This is a genomic window from Exiguobacterium sp. LL15, from assembly GCF_024436095.1.
In the GTDB taxonomy this organism is placed as follows: Bacteria; Bacillota; Bacilli; order Exiguobacteriales; family Exiguobacteriaceae; genus Exiguobacterium_A; species Exiguobacterium_A indicum.
Window position 1 is genome coordinate 593545 of record NZ_JANFNX010000001.1, and the last position, 14804, is coordinate 608348.

General features: G+C 47.4%; 13 protein-coding genes. 10 read left to right on the top strand and 3 right to left on the bottom strand.

Translation table 11 applies throughout. The features are described from left to right. Window positions 1-45: 45 nt before the first annotated feature. On the bottom strand, window positions 46-1149 hold the full coding sequence (locus NOM72_RS02890) for a M24 family metallopeptidase (RefSeq protein ID WP_255997735.1): 1104 nt from the start codon (window positions 1147-1149) through the stop codon (window positions 46-48). Between the two features lie 155 nt (window positions 1150-1304). Here NOM72_RS02890 and NOM72_RS02895 point away from each other — a divergent pair, with 155 nt between their 5' ends. Continuing rightward, a complete protein-coding gene (locus NOM72_RS02895) occupies window positions 1305-2615 on the top strand; it encodes a DRTGG domain-containing protein (RefSeq protein ID WP_023469046.1) in 1311 nt (436 codons plus the stop codon). Between the two features lie 51 nt (window positions 2616-2666). Here NOM72_RS02895 and NOM72_RS02900 read toward each other — a convergent pair whose 3' ends face one another. Continuing rightward, window positions 2667-2975 carry a YtpI family protein gene (locus tag NOM72_RS02900; RefSeq protein ID WP_023469045.1) on the bottom strand — a complete coding sequence of 103 codons (309 nt, stop codon included), beginning with the start codon at window positions 2973-2975 and terminating at the stop codon, window positions 2667-2669. A gap of 63 nt (window positions 2976-3038) precedes the next feature. Between NOM72_RS02900 and NOM72_RS02905 the strand changes: the two genes are divergently transcribed. Then, window positions 3039-3974 carry a DHH family phosphoesterase gene (locus NOM72_RS02905; RefSeq protein ID WP_035396547.1) on the top strand — a complete coding sequence of 312 codons (936 nt, stop codon included), beginning with the start codon at window positions 3039-3041 and terminating at the stop codon, window positions 3972-3974. 65 nt (window positions 3975-4039) lie between these two features. Here the strand turns inward: NOM72_RS02905 and NOM72_RS02910 are convergent, their stop codons facing one another. Continuing rightward, window positions 4040-4234 (bottom strand): YtzJ family protein, encoded by a 195-nt coding sequence (locus tag NOM72_RS02910; protein WP_023469043.1) that lies wholly within the window; start codon window positions 4232-4234, stop codon window positions 4040-4042. Between the two features lie 146 nt (window positions 4235-4380). Here NOM72_RS02910 and dnaE point away from each other — a divergent pair, with 146 nt between their 5' ends. The 8 genes from dnaE to citZ all read left to right on the top strand — a co-directional run bounded on the left by dnaE (window position 4381) and on the right by citZ (window position 14758). After that, window positions 4381-7542 (top strand): DNA polymerase III subunit alpha, encoded by a 3162-nt coding sequence (gene dnaE, locus NOM72_RS02915; protein ID WP_055968756.1) that lies wholly within the window; start codon window positions 4381-4383, stop codon window positions 7540-7542. Between the two features lie 102 nt (window positions 7543-7644). After that, on the top strand, window positions 7645-8163 hold the full coding sequence (locus NOM72_RS02920; RefSeq protein ID WP_255997739.1) for a FadR/GntR family transcriptional regulator: 519 nt from the start codon (window positions 7645-7647) through the stop codon (window positions 8161-8163). 21 nt (window positions 8164-8184) lie between these two features. Next, on the top strand, window positions 8185-9045 hold the full coding sequence (gene accD / locus NOM72_RS02925; RefSeq protein WP_255997741.1) for an acetyl-CoA carboxylase, carboxyltransferase subunit beta: 861 nt from the start codon (window positions 8185-8187) through the stop codon (window positions 9043-9045). Then, window positions 9032-9967 (top strand): acetyl-CoA carboxylase carboxyl transferase subunit alpha, encoded by a 936-nt coding sequence (gene accA, locus NOM72_RS02930; RefSeq protein ID WP_023469039.1) that lies wholly within the window; start codon window positions 9032-9034, stop codon window positions 9965-9967. The genes accD and accA overlap by 14 nt, the downstream gene beginning before the upstream one ends. Window positions 9968-10114: 147 nt before the next feature. After that, a complete protein-coding gene (gene pfkA / locus NOM72_RS02935) occupies window positions 10115-11083 on the top strand; it encodes a 6-phosphofructokinase (RefSeq protein WP_023469038.1) in 969 nt (322 codons plus the stop codon). Window positions 11084-11148: 65 nt separating this feature from the next. Continuing rightward, the gene (gene pyk, locus NOM72_RS02940; RefSeq protein WP_050677653.1) at window positions 11149-12897 is read left to right on the top strand and encodes a pyruvate kinase; all 1749 of its coding nucleotides are present in this window, start codon (window positions 11149-11151) and stop codon (window positions 12895-12897) included. A 59-nt stretch (window positions 12898-12956) separates the two neighbouring features. Then, complete coding sequence (locus tag NOM72_RS02945; protein ID WP_023469036.1) at window positions 12957-13427, top strand: DUF441 domain-containing protein; 471 nt, start codon at window positions 12957-12959, stop codon at window positions 13425-13427. A 218-nt stretch (window positions 13428-13645) separates the two neighbouring features. Then, window positions 13646-14758: a citrate synthase gene (gene citZ, locus NOM72_RS02950; RefSeq protein WP_255997745.1), complete on the top strand. Its 1113-nt coding sequence runs from the start codon at window positions 13646-13648 to the stop codon at window positions 14756-14758. Window positions 14759-14804 lie beyond the last annotated feature (46 nt).

Below are 14804 nucleotides of genomic sequence, written 5' to 3' on the forward strand. Positions count from 1 at the left end.
ATCTTTATAGAGACTGACTGTTGAGTCAGCTCCATTTTTCTTGAGTTAAGATGATGGAATGGATTGAAGATGTTTTGGTGTGCGAGTTAACGCAACTGGACCTTCCGCAGTGAGATGAATATCATCCTCGATACGGACGCCACCGACACCTGGAACATAAATGCCTGGTTCGAGTGTGTAGACGATACCAGCTTCAGCCGTCAGTAGGTTGTTCGACGCGAGGGACGGGAATTCATGAACCTCGATTCCAAGTCCATGACCAACGCGGTGCGTGAAGTACTGTCCGTAGCCAGCATTTGAAATAACGTCACGTGCTGCCTTATCTAACGCACCGAGTGTCGTGCCGATCTGACTCGCTTCTGTCGCGGCTTCAAGTGCTTGACGAACCGTTTCATAGATTTTTTTCTGTTCTTCGTTCGCTTCGCCATAAATGAAGGTTCGTGTAATATCGGAACAGTAGCCTTTCCAAACGACGCCGAGGTCGAATAAGACGAAGTCGCCTTCTTGGATGACACGTTCGCCGGGTACACCGTGCGGATCAGCACTGTTTGCACCAAATAGGACAAGCGTATCAAATGACATCTCACGGACACCTTTTTTCTTCATTTCATATTCGATTTCTGCAATGACTTCGATTTCCGTGATCCCTGGGCGGATTGCTTGTTTACCGATTTCAATTGCTTCATCCGCAAGTGTGGCTGCTTCTTGAAGAATAGCGATTTCTTCCGGTGTTTTCTTCAGACGAAGCGCTTGTAAAGACTCACCGATATCAAGAATGGCTGCGTTCTCGAGACGTGAGCTTAGTTCCTGATAGCGACTAAACGTCATGTGTTCTCCTTCGATACCGATTCGGTTATTCGAGTGCTCGAATGTCGCGAATAATTCTGCTAATCGATCAAATGGGTTTTCGTGATCCTCATAGGTCACGACGTCTCCTTCCCAAGGACTCGCTGCAACGATACTTGCTTCGAGTGCCGGACAGAATAATACATGCTTACCGGTTACATCGACGAGAACCGCCATAACACGTTCGTGGGGTTCAGCGTAGACTCCTGAGAAGTAAAACACATTTGCCTTCGAAGTGACGACGGCTAAGTCGATTCCTTGTTCTTTCAGGAATTCACTGATTTGATTCGTACGTTCGCTCATATATGATTCCACCTCTCTACTCATTTTCTACATAAGTATATCATCGTCCGCTTCGAAAAACATTTATCGTAAATCAGACTAGTACACGTTTTCATCTTTAGAGTAGTACAGTATAATGACAGGAGAGTAGAAAAAAGGAAAAGAAGGGATACAGTATGCCTACGAAACACGAACAGATCATTCGACATATCGAAGATCTTGATGTCGGAACAAAGATTTCCGTCCGACAAATCGCGAAGGATTTGACCGTATCCGAGGGGACGGCTTATCGCGCCATCAAGGAAGCAGAAAATTTAGGGTTCGTTTCGACGATTGAGCGAGTCGGAACGATTCGGATTAAAAAGAAACAAAAAGAAAATATCGAGAAGCTGACATTCGCGGAAGTCGTGAACATCGTCGACGGTCAGGTGCTCGGTGGTCGAAATGGATTACACAAGACGTTGACGAAATTCGTCATTGGCGCAATGAAGCTCGAAGCGATGATGCGCTATATCGATGTCGATAGTCTCGTCATCATCGGAAACCGCGAAAAAGCACATGAACTCGTGCTTGAAGCAGGAGCTGCTGTATTGATTACCGGTGGCTTCGATACGACAGAAGATGCGAAACGATTAGCGGATGAAATGGAGTTGCCGATCATTTCGACATCCTACGATACGTTCACGGTTGCGACGATGATCAACCGAGCGATTTATGATCGATTGATCAAAAAGGAGATTTTACTCGTTTCGGATATTTTAATTCCGTTGCATGATACGTTCTATTTACAGACGACGGATCCGATTTCACGCTGGCACGAGTTGAATGAGCAGACGAAACACAACCGTTATCCCGTCATCGATGAACAAATGAAGGTCGTCGGTGTCGTGACAGCGAAGGACATCATTGACCGTCCACATGACTGGGCTGTTGAAAAAGTCATGACCCGTCATCCGATCACGGTCGGTATTCGAACGAGTGTCACGAATTCTGCGCATCAGATGGTCTGGGAAGGAATCGAGATGCTGCCGGTCATCGACCAGTACGGTCGATTGCTCGGGATCATTAGCCGTCAAGACGTCCTCAAGGCACTGCAACTCGCGAATCGTCAGCCACAAGTCGGAGAGACGTTCGACGATCTAATCACGGGGCAAATCAAGGCGGCAGAGGACGAACGGGGACCGTACTTATCGCTTGAGGTCTCACCACAAATGACGAACTTCATGGGGACTGCTTCGAGTGGGGTGTTGACGACACTTCTAGTCGAAGGGGCGACGCGAATGTTGCGTCACATGAAGAAAGGTGACCTTGTCATCGAAAACGTCAGCATCTATTTCATTAAACCTGTTCAAATCGAGAGCACGGTAACGATCCGGGCGAATGTCTTTGACGTCGGTCGAAAATTCGGGAAAGTCGATGTCGAGATGTATCAAGGCACACAAATCGTTGCGAAGGCACTCGTGACATCCCAACTCATCGATCGTTAAATGAACCAAAAAGAACCGAAGTCAATGGACTTCGGTTCCTCTGAATCTAGCTCAGGATTGCTCCATCTCGCGGACGACATACGGATAAATCTTTTTGTAACGGATGAATCCGGCGATGAATGAAGCAACACCGACGATGATTAAAATGGAACAAACGATTTTCCCGACGAGTGTCGTTAATCCGTTTCCAGAAACGAACTGGTTGACGGCAAATAGGATAACGAACAAGCTCAACCAAATGCTCGCTTGCGTATTGAACAAGTATTTTCGGTTCGTGCTTTTCGTATGGAACGCGCGGCGTTTTGCTAACAAATACCCACCAAGCGAGAAAACGATGAGGGCGATGAGGATGAATTGCATGTTAAAAGGACCTCCTTTTTGTCTTCATCTCATATCATATCAAGATTAGAGGAGCTGTGCACAGTGAAAGAGCAAATCAAACAAATGATTGAAGCGGCAGATACGATCATCATTCATCGTCATGAACGTCCAGATCCCGATGCACTCGGTAGTCAATTCGGTTTGCAATTGACGTTACAACATCAATTTCCTAGCAAAACGGTATTAACGGCCGGAGAAATGGCGACATCATTGTCATTCATGGGAGAGCTCGATCAAGTAGACGATGAATTATACAAAGAGGCGTTAGTCGTGATTCTGGATACAGCGAATCAAGCGCGGATTGACGGGAAGGTCGCAATGACAGGAAAAGACGTCATTAAAATCGACCATCATCCGGATGAAGATCCATACGCACCAGTACAACTCGTCGATACGACGATGAGTTCGACATCGGAACTGCTCGTTCATTTATTGAACGAATGGGGATACGAGATTCCAACATCAGCTGCCATTCAATTCTACGCTGGGATCGTTGGTGATACGGGACGTTTCCAATTCCGTGGCACGACGAAACGAACATTTGAAGTCGCAGCGCAATTGATTGATGCAGGAATCGATACGGACTGGTTGTATCGCAATATGTACGAAACAGAACTTGCGGCGCTTCATTTACAAGGATACGTCCTGCAACATATTCAATTGACGGATCAAGGTGTCGGTTATGTCGTATTGACACAAGATACGTTGAAGCAGTTTGGTGCGACGGTTGAGCAAGCATCGTTGCTCGTCAATAGTTTTGCCGGTTTAAAAGGCATGAAGTGTTGGGCATTGTTCCTTGAGACGGATACGGAGGTTCGCGTCCGGATTCGTTCGAAGGGTCCCGTCATCAATGAAGTAGCAAAAGAATTCAATGGTGGTGGACATCCGATGGCGTCTGGTGCAACGATTGGACAGTTGAGTGAAGTCGAACGTGTCATCCGTCGTCTGGACGAGGTCGCTGCTAACTTCCAGTTTTAAATGGAAAAAGGCTGCTCGGTCTCACTCCTCTCATTGAGGAAGCGAAGCGAACAGCCTTTTTACGCTTATTGCGTTTTTGTTTCGTCTTGCGGAATGAACCAAACGCCACGATCTGTGTGATCTTCAATGACATTCAGTTGAAGTTCAGCGACAGATTTGCGAATCTTCTCAGCGATTTCTTCCGTTTCAGTAAAAGCGGTAACACCGAGCTTTAATTGTTCGACTTTTTCACGTGCGATTTGACTGCGATTCAAAATCATGAGAAACGCTCCTTCCGTACCCGTCATGATATTTCTATACTTATTGTATCGAATAATAAATCAGATGGCGAGTACTTGAGTCAGTTAGATATGAAGGTTCTGAAAACTTTTAAAAACATCCATCAGAAGAGAAAGGAGAATGGAAGATGCATATAAATGTTCGAACGCAGTTTAGTCCATTGCAGAGTTTAGTTCGAATCGAGCCCTATCTCGATGAACTAGTCCGTCGACACATCGGACGAGCGGTCATCTGTGAAACGACATTGACAGGAGTTCCCGCATTCATCGATGCATGTCAGCGTCGAAATATGCAACCGATCGTCGGATGGGAGCAGCGAATCGAAGAAGAAGAATTTTGTATCTTATGGTTTGCTTTTTCTTCTGATGGACTGCGTCAACTGTATCGACTAGCCAGTCAACAAGGGGAGACTGAAGTTTCATCACTGATCGCGGTGCTCGTGCCACTGCGTCAAGCCTCTGAAGATGCGACGCGTCTACGTCGTTCCTTCGTTCAATGGATGGGACATGTTCAAGGAGCGCGTACATATATGGGCGTGACCTCTAGTCGCTCAACGGTCGAACGAGAGAGTCGTGCGCGTTACCGCGAAGTCGCAGCAGCGCTTGGTGTTGAGACCGTCCCAGTCGATCCTGTTCGTTACATCCGTCGAGATGAAGCGTCAGCGTATCAAGCGATACGTGCGATTGGTGAAGCGACGACGTTCCAAGACCAAAAGACAGATCGTCTGATGCATTTAAAGACCCGGGAAGAGTTACTCGAAGACTTTACCGAGCGAGAAATTACGATGGCGGAGCAGTTTGCTACGACATCTGAACGCTTGGAATTACCGTTTCAACAACGTCCACTGCCGCGTGTCGCGGAAGACTCGAATGCGTTATTACGGAAACGTGCTGAGGAAGGGTTACTGGCACATGGTCATGAAAGTAATGAAGCGCGGGAACGTCTCGCTTATGAACTATCAGTCATCCATAAGACAGGATTTGCCGATTATTTTTTAATCGTTGAAGAACTCGTACGTAGTGCAAAAGCGAAAGGCATCTTCGTTGGACCTGGTCGAGGCTCAGCAGCCGGATCACTTGTCAGCTATGCGCTTGGAATCACGACGGTGGATCCATTGAAGTATGGATTACTATTCGAACGTTTCTTGAACCCCGAGCGGATTTCGATGCCGGATATCGATATCGATATCGAAGATGAACGACGCGAAGAAGTATTAGAGGATCTCGTGATGCGTTATGGAAAAGATCACGTCGCTCAAATCGGTACATTGTCGACGCTCGGTGCCAAAGCCGCTTTGCGAGACGTCGGACGGACGCTAGAGTTTTCGAAGGATGAATTAGATGCTGCAGTCAAGCAGCTTGGAAAATCCACGACGTTACAAGGGATCGAACAAAACAAACAGACATATCGCTGGTTCTCTGGAAGCGAAAAGCGCCGGCAACTGTTGCAACTAGCGCAAGCGGTCGAGGGTCTCCCGCGACAACGTTCGGTTCACGCGGCCGGCGTCGTCATTGGATCTGAACAGCTCGTCGAGACGACACCCGTTGAAACGGGACCAAATGAACGCTATGTGACGCAGTTTTTGATGCAGGCATTGGAACGTCAAGGATTGTTGAAAATTGACTTGTTAGGATTACGAAATCTCAGTCGTTTGCGTCGGATGGAAGAATTGATTCGACGAGAACAGCCATCCTTTACGCTCACGCAAATTCCAGAAGAAGACCGCGCGACATTCCAAGTCTTTGCCCGCGCCGAGACGGATGATATTTTCCAATTCGAGTCGACAGGTATGAAACAGACGTTGCGCGAAGTCAAACCGAATCGGTTCGAGGATTTGGTAGCAACGATGTCACTCTATCGTCCGGGACCAATGAAATTCATTGATCTGTACGCGAAACGAAAAGCTGGTCAACCTTATCAGATGTTGCATCCCGTATTAGAAGACGTACTTGCACCAACGTATGGCATCATCGTCTATCAGGAACAAGTCATGGAAATCACCCGTCGAGTAGCTGGATTTACACTCGCGCAAGCAGATTTATTACGACGTGCGATTTCTAAAAAAAGTACGGATTCGCTCGAACAGGAACGGGTTCGTTTTCTCGAAGGAGCAAAGTCGAATGGATTCGATGATGCGATTGCACATTCACTCTATGAACAAATTGAGCGATTTGCTGGGTATGGATTCAACCGAAGCCATGCGGTCGCCTATTCAAAGATTAGTTACGCCCTCGGATATATCAAAGCGCATTTCCCACACATTTTTTTACTCGTCTCGGTCGAACAACCGGAGCGTCTCGTCCGATTGATGCGCGAACGACGTCTTCCTGTCCTATCGCCGGACGTCTGGATTTCCGATTACCGTTCTTCGTTAGAAGGCAAAGGGATTCGTCTCGGAATACATGTGATTAAAGGTATTTCCGAGCGAGAGTTCGAACGTGTAAAGGAAGCATCAAAGCACACGGCGACGATTGCTGATCTATTGACCCACGTCGGATGGGGTAAGAAGGAGCGCGCAAAAATCGAATTGTTACTCTACAGTGGTGCGCTAGACCGAGCGACACACGGCGATCGCGGACTCGCTGAACAAGAAGTACTCGAATATTTCACTGAGTCGTCGAATACATTACTTCCAGACGAGTTGGCAATTCTCGGGAAACGCCGGACACAGAAGTCCTCGAAACGAAGTGATTCCGATTGGGCACGATTAGAACGGGAAGCGCTTGGGTTCTGGTTGACGTATTCGCCGTTGACGACAGCAATGAAAGCTCCGGTTGAATCTGCTTATTTCCATGACCTTGGCGTCGGTTCGGAAACACATTATTTAGTCTGTTATATTGATCAGATTCGAGAATTCAAGACGAAACGCGGTCAAACGATGGCGGTCATTCAGGCAGTCGACGGATATTCGAATGAAGAGGTCGTCGTCTTCCCGAATCAATATGAACGATTCCGTCGATCACTTTATTTAGGGAACGTCTTGCTGATTGAACTAAAGGTGCAGGATCGCGAAGGGGAGCGTCAGTTCATTTTGGAACGTCTGCGTCCGCTTGGGCAAGATGTGCTATTCGTCAAGTTAACATCAAAAAATGAGCTGGCCGCACTCGAACAGTTGCTTGAAGCAGTACCAGGCGATATTCCAGTCGTCGTTCGCTACGCGGATTCACGCGAGACGAAATCGTTACCGCCGCTCTATGCAGTGCAGCATGATGAGGAATTACTAGCTCGGCTACGTATTCGGTTTGGCGAGGATCATGTCGTCCTGAAAAATGTCCCCCGCTCAAACTAGTACTAGGTAATAAGATTTGTTATAATAAGGGGTAATTGGTCTGACCAATGCCACCGATTGAAGCAACCTACTGAAGGGTCAGAAAGGTGGTGCCGTATCGATATGGAGAAGAAACGAAATGCGTTTGAAGCCAATATCGCGGCGATTAAATTGATGATCGAACAAGATGGATTAGTTCCAGGAGACCGTATTCCATCAGAACGGGAACTGGCAGAACGACTATCCATCAGTCGACCGTCCGTGCGAGAAGCATTACGGACGCTCGCTTATTTAGGGATCGTCGAGACACGACATGGAGGCGGAAGCTTTCTATTGAACCGTGACGATCATACCTATATTCAAATCATCGCTCAATTCTTAGTGACTGGCGATTCGAAGTTCGAAGACTTGGCAGGAACGCTCCGCTTGCTTGAGCAAGCAGCGCTCACGCAGCTGGATGACCTTTCGGTGCTTGCATCAGTCGTATCATCCGATGCAGCGTTTCGTGAGACGTTGATTCAGACGGTCGATAACGATTTGTTTGAACGAATCTGGCGACAAGTCAATGCCTTCCATAAAAGCTTCGGTCAAGGGGAACTCTATACGCAGGCGGAACGGGAACAACTCTTGAACCGCCCATAGGATGACAAGGGGGAACTGAACGTGCAAGCATTTTTTCGAAAACCTAAAAAGTTCGTCACGCTGACTTCGAAGGAGCAGCGTGTCGATGTGCCAGTTGGCCTAATGACGAAATGTCCGAAATGTAAATTAATCCAATATACGAAACAACTGGAGGCGAACTTACGTGTCTGTTCATGTGGGTATCATCACCCGTTGACCGCGCAAGAACGTTTTACGCAATTATTCGATGAAGGTTCGGTGACGTATTTCGACTTACCGGCAGTTCAAGCAGATCCGCTTGGATTCCAGGATTACCTGGAAAAATTAAAGGGCGACCAAGTCAGAACGGGTCTTGAGGAAGCGATCGTCTGTGGCGTCGGGAATGTGAATGGTCACCCACTCGTCGCTTGTGTCATGGATGCACGATTCCGCATGGGCTCGATGGGTGCAGCAGTCGGTGCTGCGATTTCTGAAGCGGTTCGTTACGCAACAAAACATCGTCTACCTGTCACGATTTTCTCCGCTTCAGGTGGAGCACGGATGCAAGAGGGAATGGTTAGTCTCATGCAGATGGCGAAATCGAGTCTCTTCTTAAAACAGCATTCAGATGCTGGATTACTTTATATTTCTTGTATGACGCATCCGACGACCGGCGGGGTATCAGCAAGTTTTGCGATGCTCGGTGACTTTAACATCGCTGAACCGGGGGCGTTGATCGGGTTTGCAGGTCGACGGATCATCGAACAGACGATACGTGAAAAACTACCGGAAGATTTCCAAACAGCAGAATTCTTATTACAAGCAGGTCAACTGGACGATGTCGTATCACGACATGATCTGAAAACGTACTATACGCGAATCTTAAAGCTACATGCGGAGGGAACGAACCATGCAACCATTTGACCAACCAGTCATCGCGTTACGCGAAAAAATTCTTGAGCTCCATGATATGGCGGAAACACAAGGACTAGACTTCAAGGAAGAACTCCAACTTCTTGAAGAACGCCTTCATCGGTTAGAACTCGATATTTACGGGAATATGAAAGCGTGGAATCGCGTTCAATTGGCACGTCATCCAGAACGTCCAACGACACTCGATTACATTGAATCCATTTGTGAAGACTTCATCGAGTTGCACGGCGATCGTCATGGATATGATGATGCGGCAATCGTCGGTGGAATCGGAACACTGAATGGTCGTCCGGTGACGATCATCGGTCATCAACGCGGAAAAGATACAAAAGAAAACATTCGTCGTAATTTCGGGATGCCACATCCGGAGGGGTACCGAAAAGCACTACGTCTCATGCAACAAGCGGAGAAATTCAATCGACCAATCATTACGTTCATCGACACGAAAGGGGCTTACCCAGGACGTGCAGCAGAAGAACGTGGTCAGAGTGAGGCCATCGCGAAAAACTTGTTTGAGATGGCTGGCATGACGGTTCCAATCATCTCAATCGTCATCGGTGAAGGTGGATCAGGTGGTGCTTTAGGAATCGGAGTGTGTGATCAACTCTTGATGCTCGAGAATTCAACGTATTCGGTCATCTCTCCTGAAGGTGCTGCAGCATTGTTATGGAAAGATGCAAGTCTTGCGGAGAAAGCGGCAGAATCGATGAAAATCACAGCGCCTGATTTATTACGACTCGGGATCGCGGATGCCATCATTCCAGAAGTCGTCGGAGGGGCGCATCTCGATGTGTCATTACAGGCGGATAAATTAAAAACTGTATTGGTACAGAAGCTCGAATCATTGGTTCATCTGACCAAGGAAGAGCTCATTGATCAGCGGACTGAAAAATATCACCAAATTGGCACATAAGCACCATGTAATCGCTATCATGATTGATATTCCTCATTTCCGGAATCGATGATGAAAAAGCTAGTGAAAGTTTATGCAATCTGCCCTGTTGTAAAACAAGAAAACAACGTGCTATTTTAGATTCAGATTAATGGAGAGGTGATTAACGTGAGTTTAAAACGGATTGCTGTCTTAACGAGTGGCGGCGATGCACCCGGTATGAACGCTGCGGTGCGTGCTGTCACGCGTAAAGCGATTTTTCATGGCTTAGAAGTATTCGGTGTCTACAATGGCTACCAAGGATTAATCAACGGGGACATCGTCCAGTTGAACCTTGGATCAGTCGGTGACATCATTCAACGAGGCGGAACGTTCCTACGTTCAGCACGTTGCCCTGAGTTCCGTACAGAAGAAGGACGAGCAAAAGCGGTCGTCAATCTAAAGAAATTTGAAATTGATGCACTCGTCGTCGTAGGCGGAGACGGGTCGTATCGTGGTGCCCAAAAATTGACGGGACTTGGTTTCCCGACAATTGGACTTCCAGGTACGATCGATAACGACATCCCTGGAACGGACTATACGATCGGTTTTGATACAGCGCTCAACACGGCGCTTGAAGCGATCGATAAAATCCGTGATACGGCATCGTCGCATGAGCGAACGTATGTCATTGAAGTCATGGGACGCGATGCGGGTGATATCGCATTATATGCAGGACTTGCTGGTGGAGCAGAATCGATTCTTGTTCCCGAGCGTCCTGAAGATTTAAAAGAAGTGCTTTCCCGTATTCAAAGTGGTGTCGACCGCGGTAAGAAGCACTCAATCGTCATCGTCGCTGAAGGAGCAGGTCGTGCTCAGGACGTGGGAGACGCGATCGCAAAAGAAACAGGTCTCGATACACGCGTCACGGTACTTGGTCACGTTCAACGTGGTGGAGCACCAACGGCAGCGGACCGTGTACTTGCAAGTCGGATGGGGGCGCATGCCATCGAAATCCTACTTCAAGGAAAACAAGGACGTGTCGTAGGTGTACGTGGTGGTAAGATGATCGATCTCGATATCGATGAGGCACTCGACGAAAATAAACATGAGCTGGATCTTGATATTCTTGAGCTTTCAAAACAGCTTTCGATTTAACGAACGTCGATAGGATTGAAATGGACAAGAGAACTTGGCCAAACACCGTAGGAGGTTTATGGAATATGCGTAGAACTAAAATTGTATGTACGATTGGACCGGCGTCAGAAAAACGTCTTCCAGAAATGATTGAAGCAGGTATGAACGTCGCTCGTTTGAACTTCTCACACGGCGATTATGAAGAACACGGTGCACGTATCACGGATATCCGTCGTGCAGCGAAAGAAGCAAACAAAATCGTTACGATTCTTCTTGATACGAAAGGACCAGAAATCCGGACACATTCGTTTGAAGAAGGAAAAGCGCTTCTCGAACGTGGTCAAGAAGTCATCATCGTTAGCGGAGACGCAAACGAAATCGTCGGAACGAAAGATAAATTCTCAGTCACGTATGAAGGACTCTATGATGACGTCGAAGTTGGTTCGATGATCATGCTTGATGACGGTCTCATCGGTCTTCGTGTCACTGAAAAACTTCCGAACCGTGAGCTTCGTTGTTCCATCGAAAACGAAGGCGTCATCAAGACGAAAAAAGGCGTTAACTTGCCAAACGTGAAGGTTAACCTTCCTGCTTTGACAGAAAAAGATATTGCGGATATCGAGTTCGGTATCAAGAGCGATATCGATTTGATCGCGGCATCTTTCGTACGCCGTGCGTCAGACGTCGTTGCGATTCGTCAATTGCTTGAGAAAAACAACGCGAGCCATATCAAAATCTTCCCGAAAATCGAGAACCAAGAAGGTGTCGATAACATCGAAGAAATCCTTGCGATTTCGGACGGTTTGATGGTAGCGCGTGGTGACCTCGGTATCGAGATTCCAACGGAAGAAGTCACGCCAACTCAAAAAGACTTGATCAAGCTTTGTAACGACTTCGGTAAACCAGTCATTACAGCAACACAAATGCTTGACTCGATGCAACGTTTCCCACGTCCAACACGTGCTGAAGCATCAGACGTCGCGAACGCGATTCTTGATGGTACGGATGCAATCATGCTTTCAGGTGAGACAGCAGCAGGGGACTACCCAATCGAATCTGTCCAAATGATGCACTCGATCGCAAAACGTACAGAAAAAATGCTCGACTACAAGCTCTTGTTGAAAGATCGTCAGACACGTAGTGAGCACACAGTAACGGATGCAATCGCTCAAGCGGTTACGCACACTGCAATCAACTTGGACGCAAAAGCAATCTTGACACCGACACAATCGGGTTACACGGCTGCACGTATCTCGAAATACCGTCCGGAGCCAAACATCGTCGCGGTTACACCAAGCGCACGTGTCGCACGTCAGTTAAACATCGTATGGGGCGTGTACCCAATCGTCGTTGATCATCTTTCAGACAACACGGATGACATGTTGACACTTGCTGCGGACACAGCAAAAGACGCTGGTTTCGTCACAGATGGTGATCTCGTCGTCATCTCAGCAGGTATTCCTGCTTTGACTGCTGGTACAACGAACATGTTGAAAATCCACATCGTCGGTAAAGAGATCGCAAACGGTCGCGGTATCGGTGAGCGTGGAGTCGTTGGCGAAGTCGTCATCGCAAACAATGCTGAAGAAGCAAACTCTAAAGCGAAGCCAGGCATGATCCTCGTTACGAACTCAACTGATCGTGACATGATGCCTGCAATCGAGATGGCTGCAGCGATGATCACAGTTGATGGCGGATTGACAAGCCATGCTGGAATCGTTGGACCATCACTCGGTAAACCAGTCATCGTTGGTGTCGAAGATGCATTGACAGTCTTCAAAGACGGTCAAATGATCTCAATCGATCCATTGACAGGTAAACTATATAACGCATAATCCATTCATGACGGACGTGACTTAGGTCATGTCCGTCTTTTTTTGTATGAGGAGGACGTATGGAAGCTTATCTTTTTTTGATTGCCCTCGTCTTCATTGGGGTCATCGCACAAAATAAATCATTAATCATCGCTGCAGCCTTCCTGCTGATCATCAAGGCAATCGGGCTGGATGGTAGACTGTTTCCTTCCTTGCAGGCAAAGGGGATCACGTGGGGCGTCACATTGATCACGGCAGCGATCCTCGTACCGATTGCAGCAGGGGATATCGGATTTAAGGAGTTGCTCCAAAGTATTCGGGGACACATCGGCATCATCTCATTTTTATCAGGAATCTTTGTTGCAATCGTCGCAGCACACGGTGTTGGACTGATGAAAGAAGATCCACTCGTGACGACAGCCTTGCTAGCTGGAACGATTCTTGCAGTCGGACTCTTTAGAGGTGTACCGGTTGGACCATTGATTGGTGCTGGAATCGCGGCGCTCGTCATTGGAATGTGGGATGTCATCGCAAAAGCGTTCACAGGATGAGCCGAATCAGCAAAGTAACTGAATTAATTTTTTGATAATAGTATGCAAGTTCATTCACTTTTTGGGTATTTTTGTTTATACTAAGAACAGAAACAAGATGGTCTATTCAAGAGTACAGCGCTACAAGCATGGGGAACGACTCTTGAGTGGACGTCTTTTTTTCAATACGGAAATGAAAGCGTTTTAAATTTCTGGGGAAAAAAAGGGGGATTATTGTCATGACGCAAACTAAAGGTTTAGAAGGAATCGTCGCGACTTCATCGAAAATCAGTTCGATCATCGATGGTCAATTGACGTATGGCGGTTATACGATTGATGATTTGGCGGAGCACGCCTCATTTGAGGAAGTCGTCTTCTTGTTGTGGAACGACCGTCTACCAAAAGAAGAGGAATTGAAGCAACTATCGGAAGCACTCATTTCCGAAGCAACGGTTGCGACTGCCGTTCTTGAAACAATGAAGGCAGCACCGAAGTCGGCGAATGCGATGGCGACGATTCGAACAGCGCTCTCTCAACTCGCGCTTTACGATGAGACATCGGAAAATATGTCGACTGAGGCGAATTACGCTAAAGCCATCAAATTACAGGCACAAATCGCAACACTCGTCACAGCTTACGCCCGTATTAAAAAAGGACAAGAGCCGATCGCACCTAAAACGGGTCTTTCATACGCAGGAAACTTCTTGTTCATGTTGACGGGTGAAGAGCCAACGGAAGTTGCAGAAAAAGCTTTCAACCAAGCGCTCGTTCTTCACGCTGACCACGAGTTGAACGCTTCGACGTTCACAGCACGCGTGTGTGTCGCGACACTCTCTGACGTCTACTCAGGTGTGACGGCAGCGATGGGCGCATTAAAAGGACCACTTCACGGTGGCGCGAACGAAGCCGTCATGAAGATGTTGTTAGAAATTGATTCGGTTGAAAAGGTTGACGAGTATGTTCATAATAAACTTGAGAACAAGCAAAAAATCATGGGCTTCGGTCACCGTGTCTACAAGGACGGCGACCCACGTGCGAAGCACCTTCAAGAAATGAGTCGTCAGCTGACTGCTCAAATCGGGGAGCCGAAATGGTATGAGATGTCAGTTAAGATCGACGAAATCGTCCAATCGGAAAAAGGATTGAAACCAAATGTTGATTTCTATTCCGCTTCTACGTACCATGCACTTGGACTTGATACAGAACTATTCACTCCAATCTTTGCAGTAAGTCGGATGTCAGGTTGGTTGGCGCACATTTTAGAGCAGTATAGCGATAACCGTCTGATTCGCCCGCGTGCAGACTACACGGGTGAAACGCACCGGACATACGTGTCCATCGAAGAACGTTAAAAGGACGGGGAGGAGCAATCCTCTCCTGATTTTTGATGTAGATTAC

Excerpts from the sequence above, each read along its gene's own strand:
- NOM72_RS02890 (WP_255997735.1), bottom strand. The coding sequence starts at position 1,149 with ATGAGCGAACGTACGAATCAAATCAGTGAATTCCTGAAAGAACAAGGA.
- NOM72_RS02895 (WP_023469046.1), top strand. The coding sequence starts at position 1,305 with ATGCCTACGAAACACGAACAGATCATTCGACATATCGAAGATCTTGAT.
- NOM72_RS02900 (WP_023469045.1), bottom strand. The coding sequence starts at position 2,975 with ATGCAATTCATCCTCATCGCCCTCATCGTTTTCTCGCTTGGTGGGTAT.
- NOM72_RS02910 (WP_023469043.1), bottom strand. The coding sequence starts at position 4,234 with ATGATTTTGAATCGCAGTCAAATCGCACGTGAAAAAGTCGAACAATTA.
- dnaE (WP_055968756.1), top strand. The coding sequence starts at position 4,381 with ATGCATATAAATGTTCGAACGCAGTTTAGTCCATTGCAGAGTTTAGTT.
- NOM72_RS02920 (WP_255997739.1), top strand. The coding sequence starts at position 7,645 with ATGGAGAAGAAACGAAATGCGTTTGAAGCCAATATCGCGGCGATTAAA.
- accA (WP_023469039.1), top strand. The coding sequence starts at position 9,032 with ATGCAACCATTTGACCAACCAGTCATCGCGTTACGCGAAAAAATTCTT.
- pyk (WP_050677653.1), top strand. The coding sequence starts at position 11,149 with ATGCGTAGAACTAAAATTGTATGTACGATTGGACCGGCGTCAGAAAAA.
- NOM72_RS02945 (WP_023469036.1), top strand. The coding sequence starts at position 12,957 with ATGGAAGCTTATCTTTTTTTGATTGCCCTCGTCTTCATTGGGGTCATC.
- citZ (WP_255997745.1), top strand. The coding sequence starts at position 13,646 with ATGACGCAAACTAAAGGTTTAGAAGGAATCGTCGCGACTTCATCGAAA.